Annotated in this window: 12 protein-coding genes; 9 read left to right on the top strand and 3 right to left on the bottom strand. The window is 66.8% G+C overall.

The features are described from left to right. Positions 1-13 precede the first annotated feature (13 nt). From ACM0PB_RS06670 to ACM0PB_RS06640, 7 genes are read left to right on the top strand one after another with little or no spacing between them, the layout of a single operon-like run. Entirely contained in the window at positions 14-376 is a 363-nt protein-coding gene (locus ACM0PB_RS06670) for a DUF3088 family protein (protein WP_065197036.1), read from the top strand. A gap of 14 nt (positions 377-390) precedes the next feature. Continuing rightward, positions 391-1,368: an MsnO8 family LLM class oxidoreductase gene (locus tag ACM0PB_RS06665; RefSeq protein WP_005416278.1), complete on the top strand. Its 978-nt coding sequence runs from the start codon at positions 391-393 to the stop codon at positions 1,366-1,368. A gap of 19 nt (positions 1,369-1,387) precedes the next feature. Continuing rightward, the gene (locus tag ACM0PB_RS06660) at positions 1,388-2,731 is read left to right on the top strand and encodes an LLM class flavin-dependent oxidoreductase (RefSeq protein WP_262219617.1); all 1,344 of its coding nucleotides are present in this window, start codon (positions 1,388-1,390) and stop codon (positions 2,729-2,731) included. A gap of 4 nt (positions 2,732-2,735) precedes the next feature. Next, entirely contained in the window at positions 2,736-3,956 is a 1,221-nt protein-coding gene (locus ACM0PB_RS06655) for a M20 aminoacylase family protein (protein WP_081280856.1), read from the top strand. Next, positions 3,953-4,504: a GNAT family N-acetyltransferase gene (locus ACM0PB_RS06650; protein ID WP_065177493.1), complete on the top strand. Its 552-nt coding sequence runs from the start codon at positions 3,953-3,955 to the stop codon at positions 4,502-4,504. Before ACM0PB_RS06655 ends, ACM0PB_RS06650 begins: the two co-directional genes overlap by 4 nt. Further along, positions 4,501-6,246, top strand: a complete 1,746-nt coding sequence (locus tag ACM0PB_RS06645) for an amino acid ABC transporter permease/ATP-binding protein (protein ID WP_315973889.1) — start codon at positions 4,501-4,503, stop codon at positions 6,244-6,246. Before ACM0PB_RS06650 ends, ACM0PB_RS06645 begins: the two co-directional genes overlap by 4 nt. A 16-nt stretch (positions 6,247-6,262) precedes the next feature. Beyond that, entirely contained in the window at positions 6,263-7,240 is a 978-nt protein-coding gene (locus tag ACM0PB_RS06640; protein ID WP_065177494.1) for an ABC transporter substrate-binding protein, read from the top strand. A 174-nt stretch (positions 7,241-7,414) separates the two neighbouring features. Here ACM0PB_RS06640 and ACM0PB_RS06635 read toward each other — a convergent pair whose 3' ends face one another. Next, the gene (locus ACM0PB_RS06635; protein ID WP_414604542.1) at positions 7,415-10,534 is read right to left on the bottom strand and encodes a discoidin domain-containing protein; all 3,120 of its coding nucleotides are present in this window, start codon (positions 10,532-10,534) and stop codon (positions 7,415-7,417) included. A gap of 512 nt (positions 10,535-11,046) precedes the next feature. Between ACM0PB_RS06635 and ACM0PB_RS06630 the strand changes: the two genes are divergently transcribed. Next, positions 11,047-11,544, top strand: a complete 498-nt coding sequence (locus ACM0PB_RS06630; RefSeq protein ID WP_005416285.1) for a helix-turn-helix transcriptional regulator — start codon at positions 11,047-11,049, stop codon at positions 11,542-11,544. Between the two features lie 27 nt (positions 11,545-11,571). On the opposite strand, the gene ACM0PB_RS06625 is transcribed toward ACM0PB_RS06630, so the two are convergent. Then, complete coding sequence (locus ACM0PB_RS06625; RefSeq protein ID WP_414603876.1) at positions 11,572-12,648, bottom strand: MBL fold metallo-hydrolase; 1,077 nt, start codon at positions 12,646-12,648, stop codon at positions 11,572-11,574. Positions 12,649-12,752: 104 nt separating this feature from the next. On the opposite strand from ACM0PB_RS06625, the gene ACM0PB_RS06620 reads away from it, so the two are divergent. Further along, a complete protein-coding gene (locus ACM0PB_RS06620; protein ID WP_005416287.1) occupies positions 12,753-13,364 on the top strand; it encodes a TetR/AcrR family transcriptional regulator in 612 nt (203 codons plus the stop codon). Here the strand turns inward: ACM0PB_RS06620 and ACM0PB_RS06615 are convergent. Continuing rightward, the gene (locus ACM0PB_RS06615; RefSeq protein ID WP_414604543.1) at positions 13,361-15,307 is read right to left on the bottom strand and encodes an EAL domain-containing protein; all 1,947 of its coding nucleotides are present in this window, start codon (positions 15,305-15,307) and stop codon (positions 13,361-13,363) included. The two genes, ACM0PB_RS06620 and ACM0PB_RS06615, sit on opposite strands and share 4 nt — an antisense overlap. Positions 15,308-15,357 lie beyond the last annotated feature (50 nt).

Genomic DNA, 15,357 nt, shown 5'->3' with positions numbered 1-15,357 from the left:
TGAGGACACTCCCGTGGCGTTGGACGCAGCAAGCAAACCCATCCTGTTCCTGCTCGACCGCGAGTTCGAGGATGGCCAGATTCCTGGCCAGCGCTTCTTCTGCCGGCACAGCCTGCTGCTGGAAGGGGCGCTGTCGAGCATCGACGGCCTCGACGCGCAGCTGGACGTACGTCGCATTGGTTTCGCGCGGCCACGCCGCGAGGTGATCGCCGAGATCGGCGAGCAGGACCAGTCGTTGCCCAAGCTGGTGCTGCCGCAGGGCGTGCGCAGCGAGCTGGCCAGTGGCGCGCATCAGGACCGCCAGTACATCTCCGGTGCCGAGCCGATCCTGGCTGCGCTGAACGGATTGCTTGGCATTCCCGTGGCCCACCCCTGAGCGAGGACACGACCTTGAGCTATCTGATCAGCGTCTTGGACAAGAGCCCGGTGGCCGAAGGCGCCTCGCCAGAGCAGGCGCTGCGCAACAGCCTGCAGTTGGCGCAGCGTGCCGAGCAGCTGGGCTATCACCGGTACTGGTTTGCCGAGCATCATGCCGCGCCGGCGCTTGCCAGCCCGGCGCCGGAAGTGCTGGCCGCCTGGGTGCTGGCGCAGACCCGTCGCATCCGCATCGGCAGTGGCGGAGTGATGCTGCGCCACTATGCGCCGTACAAGGTGGCCGAGAGCTTCAACCTGCTGGCGGCGTTGGCACCGGGGCGCGTGGATCTGGGCGTGGGCAAGGCGCCCGGTGGCCTGCCAGCATCGACCGCCGCGCTGGCGGCGGGACGCCCGGCATTCGCCGATTTCGACCAGCAGCTGCGCGACCTGGAGGGCTATCTGTCCGGTGCCGCAACCGAGGCGCTGGCGCGCCCGATTCCACAGCAGGCGCCGGAGCGCTTCCTGCTCGGTGCCAGCCCGCAGAGTGCGCAGCAGGCGGCCGAGCTCGGCTGGCGCTTCGTGTATGCCGCGCACTTTGATGGCGACCCGAAACACATCGAGGCCGCGTTCGACGCCTACCGCGGTGTCTCCACGCAACCGCCGTTGCTGGCCACGGTGGCCTTCGCCGCGCCGACTGCCGAAGCAGCCGCACGCCATATCGGTGCGCTGCGCGTCTACAAGCTGCATCTTGGCCCGGGGCAGACAGTGAACCTGCCCAGCCCCGAGGCAGCTGCCGAGTATGCACGCCAGGTAGGTGTGGCGGACTTCCGCATCGAGGAAACACGGCCAAGCGTGCTGTCCGGCGATGCGCAACAGGTACGCGGCGAACTGGATGCGCTGCACCGACGCTTCGGCGTGGGTGAGTTCATCCTCGACGCGCCGGTGGCCGACCTCGACGCACGCCTGACATCCCTCGAACTGCTGTCGCCCGCGCCGCGCGCGGCGGTGGCCTGACCTGCAGGAGCGATCCCCAATGAGCACGACCGCGCGCCACATTCCGTTCGGCATCATGCTGCAGGGCCCCGGCAGCCACATGCATGCCTGGAAGCATCCGTCCAATCCGGCTGATGCCAGCGTCAACCTGCAGTTCTACATCGACATCGCGCGCACCGCCGAGGACAACGGCATCGCCTTCGGCTTCGTGGCCGACGGCCTGTACATCAACGAGAAGTCGATCCCGCACTTCCTCAACCGCTTCGAGCCGATCTCGCTGCTGTCGGCACTGGCCACGGCAACGAAGAAGATCGGCCTGGCCGGCACGCTGTCGACCTCCTACAGCGACCCGTTCACCGTGGCCCGCCAGTTCGCCTCGCTGGATCTGCTCAGCGGCGGCCGCGCCGGCTGGAACGTGGTGACCTCGCCGTTGGAGGGTTCGGGCCGCAACTATGGCCGGCCACACCCGGAACATGCGCTGCGCTACCAGATCGCCGATGAGTACCTGGACGTCGTGCAGGGGCTGTGGGATTCGTGGGACGACGACGCCTTCGTGCGCGAGCGCGACAGCGGTACATTCTTCGCGCCGGAAAAGTTCCGCCGCCTCGACCACAAGGGCCGCTTCTTCCAGGTGGAAGGGCCGCTCAACATCCAGCGTTCGCCACAGGGCCAGCCGGTGATCTTCCAGGCCGGTTCGTCCGACGACGGCATCGCGCTGGCCGGCAAGTATGCCGACGCGGTGTTCACTCATTCGCCGTCGCTGGAAGAAACCCGCGCGTTCACCCAGAAGGTGAAGAACTCGGCGATCGCGCATGGCCGCAGCGCCAACGATGTGAAAATCTTCCCGGGCATCGGCCCCATCGTCGGCCGCACGGCCGAAGAGGCCGAAGCCAAGTACCAGGCGATTGCCGCACTGGCCACGCTTGAGGATGCGCTGGCGTACCTGGGGCGCTTCTTCGATCACCATGATTTCAGCCAGTACGATCCGGACGCGCCCTTCCCGGAGTTGGGTGACATTGGCAGCAACTCGTTCCGTTCCACCACCGATCGCATCAAGCAGGATGCGCGAGAAAAGGGGCTGAGCCTGCGCCAGGTGGCACTGGAAGCAGTGAGCCCACGGCCGAACTTCATCGGCACACCGGAGCACGTGGCCGATGAGCTGATCCGCTGGTTCGATGCCGGTGCCAGCGATGGCTTCATTCTCGGCTTCGCCGCGCAGCGCGAGGGCCTGGACGATTTCGTGACCCAGGTGCTGCCGATCCTGCAGGCGCGCGGCTACCACCAGCGCGGGCTGGAAGGACAGACCCTGCGCGAGCATCTGGGTCTGCCGTACAAGGCCAGCCGCTATTCGACCGACGCCGAACCGGCGCGGAAGGTGGGGTAGGGCGATGAGCGGAGAAACTGCGGCAGCACCGGGCCACGCCCGGCGGAATCCCGCGTCCATCGGCGTGCTGCCGGAAATTGCAGCACGCGCCGAGGCCGCCATCGCGATCCGCCATGACCTGCACCAGCACCCGGAGCTGGCCTTCGAGGAGCACCGCACCAGTGCCCGCGTGGCCGAGCTGCTGCAGCAATGGGGCTATGAGGTGACCACCGGCCTCGGTGGCACCGGCGTAGTCGGCACGCTGCAGCGCGGGCAGGGAAGCCGTCGCCTGGGCCTGCGTGCCGACATCGATGCGCTGCCGATCCGCGAGGACTCCGGCCTGGCCTACGCCAGCCAGACCGAGGGCCTGATGCATGCCTGCGGCCACGATGGGCATACCGCGATCCTGCTGTCCGCTGCGCACTATCTGGCCCATCACGGCAATATCGACGGCACCCTGCAGCTGGTGTTCCAGCCTGCGGAAGAAACCGGTTCGGGTGCATCGAAGATGCTTGCCGACGGCCTGTTCGAGCGCTTCCCGGTGGATGCGATCTATGGGCTGCACAATTGGCCCGGCGTACCAGTCGGCCACTTCGGCTTCGTCGATGGCCCGGCGATGGCGTCGGTGGACTGGGCGCGGCTGAAGGTGATCGGCAAGGGCGGCCACGGTGCCGAGCCGCAGGGCAGCGTGGATCCGATCCTGGCGGCAGCGCACATCGTCACCGCGCTGCAGAGCGTGGTGTCGCGCAATGTCGATCCGCGGCAGATGGGCGTGGTCACCGTCGGCTCAATCCACGGTGGGCAGGCTGCCAATGTGATTCCGGATGTGGTCGAGCTGAAGCTGACCGTGCGCGCCTACCTGCCCGAGGTGCGCGACACGCTGCGACGCCGGGTCACGGAACTTGCCGAGCAGACCGCCGCCGCGTTCGGCGCGCGCGCCGAGATCGAGTTCCCGCGCGGCTTCCCCAGCGTGATCAACCACCCGCAACAGACGGCCTATGTCCGCAAGGTGGCGGTGCAGTGCTTCGGCGCCGAACAGGTGGTGCCCGGCTTCGCACCGCGCACCGCCAGCGAGGACTTTGCCTTCCTGCTGCAGGCGCGGCCCGGCAGCTTCGTGTTCGTCGGCAACGGCGACAGTCCACCGTTGCACAGCCCGCGCTATGTGTTCAACGACGCCGCCATTGCACCCGCTGCCAGCCTGTGGGCGCGGCTGGCCGAAGACTACCTGGTGAAGGACGTGGCATGAGCAACAACGAACGCTTCCTCTATACCTCGGTCGATGACCCGCTGGCGCGGCCGCTGTTCGCTGGCCTGGAACAGGAGTACGACCGCCGTTACGCCGACGTGCGCCGACGCATCGGTGGCAGCGCCCGCGAGGAGCTGCAGCGCTATCCGGCGCAGGCCTTCGCGGCGCCGGTAGGGGCCTTCGTACTGTTGCTGCGCGACGGTGTGGCGATCTCTGGCGGCGCCTTCATGCCGCACCGCGATCCAGACACCGCCGAATTCAAGCGCATCTGGACGCTGCCGGGGTTGCGACGCCAGGGCATCGCGCGGCGCGTGCTGCAGGAACTGGAAGAACAGGCGGCACGCCAAGGCTATCGGCGTGTGTTCCTGACCACCGGCTTCCGCCAGCCCGAAGCTGTCGGCCTGTACCTCAGCCATGGCTACACCGCGCTGTTCGATCTGGATGCAGATCCGGAAACCGTCGCGCACCTGCCCTTCGAGAAGCACCTGCGGGCGACGACGCCTGTCGTTACCCCTGCACAGGCACTGCTGCACGGAGCCCACGCATGAGCACACCGTCGACCGCGCTGGAGGGCATCGCCGCTCGTCCGGCGCCCGGACAGGCACTGAAGATCGTGCCGGCCCGGCATCCGCTGCAGGTCTTCGGCACGGTGCTGGCACTGGCGCTGATCCTGATCGGGCTGCAGTCCGTGCTGGGCAATCCGCGCTGGGGTTGGGGCACCTTCGCCGAGTGGTTCTTCGCACGCCCGGTGCTGGAAGGCCTGGGTCGCACGCTGCTGCTGACCGCGCTTGGCACCGGCCTCGGTTTCGCGCTGGGTACGCTGCTCGCGCTGGCACGCGTCTCCGGTTCGCCGCTGCTGTCGGCGGTGTCGTGGGGCTATGTGTGGCTGTTCCGCTCGATCCCGCTGCTGGTGCTGTTGCTGCTGCTGAACAACCTGGGCTATCTATACAGCACCATCGAGCTGGGCGTGCCGTTCACCGGCATCAGCCTGTTCTCGTACCCGACCACGCAGCTGATCGGCGTGTTCACCGCCGCGGTGCTGGGCCTGACCCTGAACCAGGCAGCGTTCTCGGCCGAGGTGATCCGCGGTGGCATCCTCTCGGTCGACCACGGCCAGTACGAGGCCGCGGCCGCGCTCGGCCTGCCGCGTGGCCGCCAGGTGCGCCGCATCATCCTGCCGCAGGCGATGCGTTCGATCCTGCCGGCGGCGTTCAACGATGTGATCGGCCTGGCCAAGAGCACCTCGGTGGTCTACGTGCTGGCGCTGCCGGAGCTGTTCTACACCGTGCAGGTGATCTATCGGCGCAACCTGGAAGTGGTGCCGCTGCTGATGGTGGCCACGGTCTGGTACCTGGTGATCCTGACCGTGTTGTCGCTGCTGCAGCGGCGCGTGGAACAACGCTTCGCGCGCGGCCAGCTGCAGCGCGAGCGCTCGGTGTCGCAGGTGTCGTCACCGGTGCGGACACCCAGTGATGCTGCGCCGCGCGTGGCCAACCGCCCGCGCATCGCCGCGCAGGTGGATGCCGGCGAGGGCGCGGCGGTGTCGCTGCACGGCGTAGGCAAGGTGTTTGGCGACCAGCCGGTGCTGGAGGATGTGAACCTGGACCTGCGCGCCGGCAGCGTGACGGTGCTGATCGGCCCATCGGGCGCCGGCAAGTCCACGCTGCTGCGGCTGATCAACCACCTGGAGCGTGCCGACAGCGGCTACGTGACCGTCGGCGGCCAGTTGATCGGCTACCGCCGTGACGGTGACACCCTGTACGAACTGCCCGAGCGTGAGATCCGCCGTCGGCGTGCCGAGGTGGCCATGGTGTTCCAGGGCTTCAATCTGTTCCCGCACCTGACCGCGCTGGAGAACATCATCGAGGCACCGATCGCGGTACGTGGCGTGCCACGTGCGAAGGCCGAACAACAGGCGCGCACGCTGCTGGAGCGGGTCGGCCTGGCCGACAGGGCCGATGCCTTCCCGCGCCAGCTGTCCGGTGGCCAGCAGCAGCGCATCGCGATTGCCCGCGCGCTGGCGCTGCAGCCGAAGGTGCTGCTGTTCGACGAACCCACGTCGGCGCTGGATCCGGAACTGGTGGCCGAGGTGCTGAGCGTGATCGAAGAACTGGCCCGTTCCGGTACCACGCTGGTGATCGTCACCCATGAGCTGAGCTTCGCCCGCCGCGTGGCCGACCACGTGGTGATGATGGACCAGGGCCGGGTGATCGAGCAGGGCACGCCCGACGCAGTGTTCGAGCAGCCGCGCCAGCAACGCACGGCCGATTTCCTGGCCAAGACCCTGTAACCCCGGAAGGAGCACCATGAGTCGTGCAGCATCGCGTCGTCCCTCGCGCAGCACCCTGTTGATCGTGGCGGTGCTGGTCATCGGCATTGCCGGTATCGTCTACTCGCGCGTGCGCCAGGCACCGGATGCAGGCACCGTGGTAGCGACCAGCCTGGCCGGCGCGAACACGGCCGTCCTGAAGGGCACCTTCGACTCGAAGGCGAAGGCGTTGATCCCCGCCGGTTATCAGTTCGTCACCCCTGGGGCGTTTACCGTGGCCACCCATCCGGGGCAGCTGCCGCTGGCCGACTACGGCGCCGACAGCAAGGACGTGGTCGGCATCGAGCCGGACATCGCGCGGCTGATCGCCGATGCGTTGGGCCTGAAGCTGGTGATCGTGCCGGTCGCGTGGGCGGACTGGCCGCTGGGGCTGGAATCGGGCAAGTACGATGCGGTGCTGTCGAACGTGACGGTGACCGAAGAGCGCAAGAAGAAGTTCGACTTCTCCAGCTACCGCTACGATCTTCTGGGCATCTATACGCGCAGCGACGGGCCCATCCAGAAGATCGAAAAGCCCGCTGATGTGGCCGGGCTGAAAGTGGTGGTGGGTGCCAGCACCAACCAGGACCAGATCCTGCGGCAGTGGGACCGGCAGAACATTGCGGCCGGGCTGAAGCCGGTGGAGTACCAGTACTTCGACGACGCCGTGGTCGGCCGCTTGGCGGTGATCACTGGCCGCGCCGATGTCTCGTTCGAGCCCAATGCCACCGGCGCCTACTCGGCACGCGATGGCAAGGTGCGGCGCGTGGGCCTGTTCCCCGGTGGCTGGCCGAACGCTGCGGCGATCTCGGTGACCACGCGCAAGGGCAGCGGCCTGGCCGATGCGGTGACGCAGGCGTTGAACACCCAGATCGGCAGCGGCACCTATGCGCAGGCATTGGCGCGCTGGAACCTGGCCGAGGAGGCGGTGCCGCAATCGCAGACCAATCCGCCGGGGTTGCCGACGCTGCAATGACACCGGGCGTGGCCCGGCGCTACCGCTGCTTCTGTAAAGCCGAGCCATGCTCGGCTGCAGTTCGCGCGGTGCGCGATGAGTCGAGCATGGCTCGACTCTGCAGGAGCATCCACCCATCGCGTGGATCTACTGGTGGAGTCTGCTTTCCGTAGAGCCGAGCCATGCTCGGCTGCTCTACCAACGCGCCTCCAGCGTTCTGAATGGTCTTGCCAGGCGCACGCCCTCCGCATCGAACGCGGTAACGTCGCGCCCATCCACACGCACGGTCTTCGGCATCGTCCGCGCCGGCCACCAGACCTTCACCGCCGTCCCACTGCGCAGGCCCTTGCCCAGCGTGATCGATAGCGTGCCGTCGCGTTGCCGTGCCTGCATCTGCAACGTGCCATACGCGGTGGGCAGGCGTTCCACCGCCAATCCATCGCCCGCCACCCACGAGGGGGGCGTGCCCGGCAGCAGTGAGAGCGCATCATCGTCTTCGCGCATCAGCATGCCGAACAGCGTGCGGCCGTATTCGGCACCGATCCAGGTGTGCGGCATGTCGCCCAGGTAGCGAGGAAAGCGCAGGCGTGAGTGCACGACCTCGGCCAGCACCTGCCACTGAAGCGGGCGCCGGTCATGCAGCAGCCCCTGCAGCAGCTCATCGGCGACCTGCGGCTGGCCCAGGTGTACGTAACTCAGCACGTTGCGGATCTCGTACGGTGTGTACGCGTACAGCGCACCGGGCTGGCTGCGCTTGCGCACGTCCTCCAGATAGCGCGCAAAGGTTGTCCGCAGCGCGTCGGCGGGCAACACGCTCTGTGCGCCGGTCGGGTCCAGTGCGATCGAAACGCCGGTGGGATCGCCATCGCCCAGGTCGGCCGAAGAGGGAATGAAGTCGATGCCCTTCCACGCCATCGTCGCCCGGATCGAGGCATGCAGTGCGTCGTAGAGCAGCTTGTATTGTTCGCGCGCCCAGGCTGCGGTCTCGTGGTCGCCCAGCGATTCGGCCAGCCAGGCACCGTCGTGCCAGCCCTTCAGGCCCCAATAGTCATCCCAATAGCTGTGGGTGGGTGACGGGTAGCCCTCATGGCTGATCGACGGCGCAAGAATGCCCGCGAACCGTTCCGGCGAAGGCTGGTCAGCCTTGTAACCGGGCACCAGCGTGCGTTCGCGCAGTTCCTGCAGGAAGCGCAGCGCTGCTTTCACTTTCGGCAGATAGCCACGCACAGACTCGGGGCCGCCGTCCAGGCGCGCGACATCGGCCACCAGCGCGACGTACTGGCCCTGACTGTCGTACTCGATGTCTGATCCAAAGCCGGTGTTGACGCTGCCATCGTCGTTGAGGATCGGTGAGACCAGGCCGTTGGGATGCACGCCGTGCTCGCTGTACCAGGCTAGGTAGTCGCGCGCCACGCGGGCTTCCCCCATGCGCAGCAGCACCGCCGAGGTGGCCATGCCGTCGCGGATGAAGGAACGGTTGTAGTTGCGCGGGCCGGGCTGCATGGCTGGACCGGTCTGGTTGATCAGCATGTAGGCGGCCTGCGCGCGCAGCATGTCCACCAGCGACGGATCGGGCAGGCGCAGGCCGACCTGGCCCAGCCGTGCCTGCCAGTCCGCAGACGCCTGCGTGGCCAGTGAATCAAACGCCGCACTGGCATCGTGGGGCAGCGTGGCCAGATCCAGCGCAGGCGCTTCGGGCAGCACGCCATTGGCATCGGCGGCGGCGGTGCCCAACGGGAACGCGACCACGACGGCATCACTGGTTCCCGGCGCCAACGAGACGCGGTAGTTCAATGCAGCCGAGGCAAGCCCCTGATCATCACGCACCTGTTGCGTGGAAGGCAGCTGGCCGGCAGCGAGGGTCGCGGTGATCTCCGTTGCGCCATCCTTGCCGAATGGCGCCGCACCCGACGCAGCCACCGGCGTGAGCGACTGCAGCAGCGTGCGGCCATTGATACGCAGGGCTTGCCCGTCGATGGTGACCTCGCGGATCGGGGACAGCCCGCCGTTCTGCCACGGTGGATTCATCTGCATCGGGCGCACCACCAGGCTGAGCGTGCCTTCGATCTTGGTGCTTCCCGTGTTCTGCAGCCGATGCCGCAGGAAGGTCACCGGCTGGCCATCGCGCTCGATGGCAAATACTTCACTGCGCAGCTGCAGGCCGGGTTGCGGTGACCAGGTGGCAGAGGGCATCGGCTTCCAGCCGTCGCGCAGGGCATGCTGCATTGCCTGCCCGGCGGCACCTGCGGCGCGCCCGTCAGCGCTACGCCAGATCGGCTGCACCAGTGGCGCGCCCTTGAAGGCTTCCAGGTTGCCGTACTCGTCGAAGATCGATTTCTGTCGTCCTGCATGCACACCCACGGCCGTCCAGTAGGTCTGCTGCATCTGCAGCGAGGCCGGGAACAACGCGCGCTGGGCGCCGCTGGCAACGATCTGATACTGCTTCATCGGCGTCATCACGGCTTTAGGACCGAGCAGGCGCAGGCGTGCGATCCGTGGCGCAGCGCCGTCCACGCTCAGGCGGAAAGCACGCAATGGCTGTGCTGCAGTGGCGGCCAGCCAGCTTTGCCGGTGACTGGCCGCCTGTGCATCGTGTGCGAGGTCCTGCCAACGGCCCTGTGCATCCTGCGCCTGTAGTCGGGCGGCGCCTCGTGCGCCATCGGCCCAGTCGACCACCAGGCCAGCCGTTGATTGGGCCTGCGGCAGCGTGATCTCGAACGTATGGGATCCATTTGCCCCGGCCGGCATCGCGACGGTGCCGCCGCCTTGCCAGAGCGCCGCCGCCTGCGCTGCATCGATACCGCTGACGCGTGCGCTGAGCGTGCTGTCCAGCGGCTCCATATCGAAGATCGACACGCCCCAGTCGGAAGTGCGCTGCGGGCTGGCCAGCCGCAGGTAGCGCGCCTGCCGTGGCGCGAAGTACAGCGTTTCCACGTCGCCAAGCGAATCGGCCATCGTGTACGCGGTCTGCCACTGCCTGCCATCCATTGAGGTCTGCAGTGAATAGCCTTCCGGGTTCGATACGTCCCAGGTGAGGCGTGCGCCGGCCAGCAGGGTGGGCGCGCCCAGGTCGATCTGGAACCAGTGGCCCGGACTGAACGCGCCGCCGGTAACGGTCTTCGGGTTGCCGTCGATCAGGTGGCTGATCGCCATCGCCGGCACTTGCTGCGAGGAACTGCTGGCCTGCCATTGGCTGCGCGGGGGAAGGGTCTGTGCCTGTGCGCTGGAGGCCAGGGCGGCCAACAGCAGGGCAGCGGCAGGGCGCAATGGGAAGAACGGTGTGGAAACCTTGTAGCGTTCGGCGCGCAATGTCATTACGGACAGCCTCGCAGGTTCGACCGGAATCGGGCGAGCGCTACGCTAGCAAGGGATGTAAACGGTTACATGACGCACTGCAGCGCCGCTGGACGCTGGCGCTGCCATCACGGGAGGGCTGACGGATGTGGCTCTGGACGTGTAGCGCGGATTGGCTAGGGCACGTCGAAAGTCCGTCCACGTGGTTGTCATTTGACAACCAACGTGAGCCGTGTGCAGACTATGGAGAACAAGGAATGTCTCGAGCGCGTCATCCAGACAAGGACATCGAAGCGGCGTTGCAGTTCGCGGAGGATCGTGGGTGGAGGCTCCGTATGGCGGGCGGCCATGCGTGGGGCCGGATGTATTGCCCTTACAACGACACCGATTGCCGATGCGGGGAGTTCTGCATCGTCAGCATCTGGAGCACACCGCGTAGCGGCAGCCATCATGCAAGGGCCTTGCGGCGTGTGGTCGAGAACTGCAGTCGTGAGCAATGAGATCTCGCTTCGTCAGAAGCGAAGGGGTCAATCATGGAATTCAACTTCACCCTGAAGTACCGCTTGCCGGACACAGGTATTGAAATCGGTGTCCTCGAGCAGCGCCTGGCCGAAGGCGGCTGTGACGACGCGCTTGTGGGCCTTGGGCTGCCGGGACGGCTGGCCTTGGCGTTCTGCCGCGAAGCAGATAGCGCAGGGGCTGCCCTGCGTTCGGCGCTGGACGATGTGCAGCGGGCCGTGCCCGGTGCCGAACTGGTTGAAGTGAGCCCCGATCTGGTTGGGCTCACTGACGTCGCAGACCTGCTCGGAATGTCGCGCCAGAACATGCGGAAGCTCATGCTGGCCAACCCGCAGTCGTTTCCATCCCCCGTGCATGACGGCTCGACCTCGATCTGGCATCTCGTCGACATTCTCGGTTGGCTGCGAGCGCGCGGCAGCGGGAAAGTCACGACGGAAATGACCGAGCTCGCCGCCGCTGCGCTACAGATCAATCTGGCCCGGGAAGGGCGCAGGCTTCACCCGAAGACGTAGCGGCGGCCAGAATTGTAGCCCACCGCATTACAGCTCCACCGTCTCCCACCAGCGCGTACCTGCCTGCGGCGCCTGCATGTCCAGTGCTTCGCCCATCATCGGCGTAGCCACTGCAACATTGTTTGCAGCGGCCAGCGCGGTGATGCGTTCGAATGGCTGCTGCCATGCGTGCAGGGCCAGGTCGAAGGTGCCGTTGTGGATCGGCAGCAGCCACTTGCCGCGCAGGTCCAGGTGCGCCTGCAGGGTCTGTTCCGGCTGCATGTGCACGAATGCCCAGCGTCGATCATAGGCGCCGGTCTCGATCATGGTCAGGTCGAACGGACCGTATTTCTCGCCGATGGCCTTGAAGCCGTCGAAGTAGCCGGTGTCGCCGCTGAAGAAAATGCGGAAGTCACCGTCCTGGATCACCCATGAAGCCCACAGGCTGCGGTCGCTGTCACCCAGCCCGCGGCCGGAGAAGTGCTGGCCCGGGGTCGCGGTCAGGCGCAGGCCGTTGGCTTCGGTGGATTGCCACCAGTCCAGCTGCTCGACTTTGCGCGCATCCACCCCCCACGCGATCAGCTGGTCGCCGACGCCGAGCGGTGCAATGAAGCGCGCGGTCTTGCCGGCCAGCTGCATGACCGCGGCATGGTCCAGGTGGTCATAGTGGTTGTGCGAGAGGATCACACCGGCGATCGGCGGCAGCGCGTCGATGCTGATCGGCGGTGCATGGAAGCGTGCGGGCCCCATCCACTGCACCGGCGAGGCGCGCTCGGAGAACACCGGATCGGTCAGCCAGTACTGGCCACGCAGCTTCAGCAGGATCGTGGAGTGCCCCAGCCGGAACAGGCTGCGATCCGGTGCGGCGTCCAGCGTGGCGCGGTCCAGCGGCTTCACCGGAATCGGGTGCGCGGGCACGGTGCCCTTGGGCTTGTTGAACAGGAACGTCCACCAGATCTCCGCGCCGTCGCGCAGGCCCATCGCCGGACGGGGCAGGGCATTGCGGAACTTGCCATCACGGTACCGCGGCGAATCGGGGAAGTCGGGAAGGGACCAGGATTTGCAGAAGGTGTAGGCGGTCACGGCGAGGATTCCGAGCAGGAGGACAAGGAGCAGGCGCTTCATGGGTGACGTCCGCTGGGTACACTGAACAGTGTAGTTTCGTGTTGTTCAAAAGTACACTGTCGAGTGTAAAATGGAGGCATCCGTTCAGTTATCCGGTTCCCGCCATGTCCCGTCCCCCGCAACGCCTGACCGACCGCAAACGTGACGCCATCGTGCGCGCGGCGGTGGAGGAGTTCCGTGCATCGGGCTACGAGGCGACCAGCATGGACCGCATCGCCGAGGCGGCGGGGGTCTCCAAGCGCACCGTCTACAACCATTTCCCGAGCAAGGAAGCGCTGTTCTCGATGATCCTGGAGGAGCTGTGGGAGCGCAGCGTGGCCAGCGACGCACTGCCATACCGCGCCGACCAGCCGCTGCAGACGCAGTTGCTGCAGTTGCTGGGCCAGAAGCTGGACCTGCTCAGCGATGGGAATTTCATCGATCTGGCGCGGGTCGCGATGGCCGAGATCATCCATTCACCGGAGCGCGCGCAGGCCATCGTCTGCCGCATGGGCGAGAAGGAAAGTGGCGAGAGTGCCTGGATCCGCGCAGCAATTGCCGATGGCCGTCTGCGCGAGGTGGATCCGGACTTTGCCGGCCACCAGTTGCATGGGCTGGTGAAGAGCTTCGCGTTCTGGCCGCAGGTCACGATGGGGCAGCCACCGTTGACCGCGCAGGAACGTGCGCGCGTGGCCGAATCGGCGGTGGCGATGTTCCTGGGGTTCTACGCGGTCTAGCTGGCTGCGAAGCGACGGAACTCGTCGGCCGGCAGTGCCGCCGAGTACAGGTAGCCCTGGCCGACATCCACCCCGAGTGCGCGCAGCTTCTGTTCCTGGGCGAGGGTCTCGGTACCCTCGGCCACCACGATCGCGCCGCAGCGGTGCGCGACCTCGACGATGAAGCGAACGATCGACTGTGACTTGGCGTCGGACAGCGTGGCGATCAGTGCCTGCTCGATCTTGACCTCGGCGATGGCCAGCTGCGAAAGCAGGATCAGGGTTGAATAGCCGGCGCCGAAATCATCCAGCGACAGGGTGACCCCGGCTGCCAGAAGCTGTGCGATGTTGGCATCGACCACGTCGCGCTCGACGATTTCGGTCCATTCGACGATCTCCAGGCGCAGCATCGCACCGGGGATGTCATGCAGCTGCAGCAGCTCCTGCAGGCGCAGGCCGAAGTCGTGCAGGCGCAGCGATTCGGCTGAAACATTGACTGCAATTGTCAGCGCCGCGCCGTCCCGCCGGCAGTGCTGCAGGAAGTGCACCGCCGACCGCAGCGTGGCCCATTCCAGGTCTGCCAGCCGCCCCTGCCGGCGCAGCAGCGAGATCACCCGCATCGGGGCAATCGGCCGGCCTTCGCCGTCGCGCATGCGCAGCAGTGCTTCGGCGCCGACCAGTTGGCGGTCCTGCAGACGATGCTTGGGCTGGTAGCACAGCGGCGCATTGCCCTGCTGCAGCCAGTGCTCGAGCGCAGCCTCGATCAGGGCGTCGATCTCGCTGTCGCGCTGGATCGGGTCATCGAAGAACACCACGCCCGACTCGATCGCGCTCAGTGCCAGGGTTATGGCGCGGAATGGAAGATGTCCTTCGTCGGCATCAGCGGGGGGCTTCAATTCAACCACTGCACAGCGGAACAGTGGCCGGAAGCCCGGCCAATCGCGGCCGACCCGATCGGCCAGGTTGCTGGCCAGCTCGGTGATCTGCGGTTGCGTGCGCAGTGTGGACAAGGTCAGGCCGCGCACCAGGATCGCCAGCGCGGCATCACCGAACTGATAGATCTCCAGCTGCGCAGCCGACAGCGAGGGCAGCAACCGATGCACTTCTTCGGTGCTGTCGCGCTGCCACAGGCCGTTGTCCTGCAACGGCCCGTAGCGCAGGCGCAGATCGCGCAGGTTGCCCATCTCGGCCACGATCAGGCAGGCCTTGCCGGTGCCGTCGTTATCCCGCCAGTACTGTTGCAGGCGTTCACCGAGCGCACGCATGTTGGGCAGCCCGCTGATCGGATCGATGCGGAGCCAGGCCTGTTCGCGCTGGCGTTGCGCATCGATCTGGGCATCGTTGTAGACCAGCGCGAACACAGCGCCGAGCACGAGCAGCGAGACCGGCAGTGCCAGCACGCGCTGGATCGCCAGCTCGGCCACCGGCAGTTGATCGGCGCCAATGATCGCCACACCCAGCGCCAAACCCAGAGCGGTTACCCCGATACGCACGCCCCAGGCCTGCAGGATCATGCGCGGCGAGAGCTCGTTGAGCATGCGCGGGTACAGGTGCCTGCGCAGCCAGACGCCGGCCACCATCTGCAACACGGCCTCAAGGCTGGCAGGCAGGAAGAACGGGATGCCGACGAACTGGTAGCGGGCCAGCAGGGCGGCGGTCAGGCAGGCCAAGCCCCCGCGCCAGCCGCCCAGCAGGCCACTGACCAGCAGGATGTCGAAGCCGAGGTGCAGCTTGACCACACCCTGGGAATAACGGGCCACGAACCAGGAATTGAACAGGTAGATCAGGCCCAGCGCTACGCCGACATACAGGCGACGGCCTTCAATGGCGTGCCCGGCGCGACGGGTGGCGATCAGCAGCACGCCGATCATGCCGATCACTGCCGTGGCCTGCAGCAGATACAGCGGCAGGCTGGGCAGGGCGCTGTCCAGGACCTGGGTCGAGACCCGTGAAAGCGCATCCATAGCAGGTTCCCGCCTGTGACCGACGGCCAGTGACGAGCAGGGTAAACCAC

The sequence above is a fragment of the Stenotrophomonas sp. AR029 genome (assembly GCF_047520695.2).
GTDB lineage: Bacteria > Pseudomonadota > Gammaproteobacteria > Xanthomonadales > Xanthomonadaceae > Stenotrophomonas > Stenotrophomonas sepilia.
This window is presented reverse-complemented; position numbering and strand designations above follow the sequence as displayed.

Excerpts from the sequence above, each read along its gene's own strand:
- ACM0PB_RS06635 (WP_414604542.1), bottom strand. The coding sequence starts at position 10,534 with ATGACATTGCGCGCCGAACGCTACAAGGTTTCCACACCGTTCTTCCCA.
- ACM0PB_RS06650 (WP_065177493.1), top strand. The coding sequence starts at position 3,953 with ATGAGCAACAACGAACGCTTCCTCTATACCTCGGTCGATGACCCGCTG.
- ACM0PB_RS06655 (WP_081280856.1), top strand. The coding sequence starts at position 2,736 with ATGAGCGGAGAAACTGCGGCAGCACCGGGCCACGCCCGGCGGAATCCC.
- ACM0PB_RS06660 (WP_262219617.1), top strand. The coding sequence starts at position 1,388 with ATGAGCACGACCGCGCGCCACATTCCGTTCGGCATCATGCTGCAGGGC.
- ACM0PB_RS06645 (WP_315973889.1), top strand. The coding sequence starts at position 4,501 with ATGAGCACACCGTCGACCGCGCTGGAGGGCATCGCCGCTCGTCCGGCG.
- ACM0PB_RS06615 (WP_414604543.1), bottom strand. The coding sequence starts at position 15,307 with ATGGATGCGCTTTCACGGGTCTCGACCCAGGTCCTGGACAGCGCCCTG.
- ACM0PB_RS06640 (WP_065177494.1), top strand. The coding sequence starts at position 6,263 with ATGAGTCGTGCAGCATCGCGTCGTCCCTCGCGCAGCACCCTGTTGATC.
- ACM0PB_RS06625 (WP_414603876.1), bottom strand. The coding sequence starts at position 12,648 with ATGAAGCGCCTGCTCCTTGTCCTCCTGCTCGGAATCCTCGCCGTGACC.
- ACM0PB_RS06620 (WP_005416287.1), top strand. The coding sequence starts at position 12,753 with ATGTCCCGTCCCCCGCAACGCCTGACCGACCGCAAACGTGACGCCATC.
- ACM0PB_RS06630 (WP_005416285.1), top strand. The coding sequence starts at position 11,047 with ATGGAATTCAACTTCACCCTGAAGTACCGCTTGCCGGACACAGGTATT.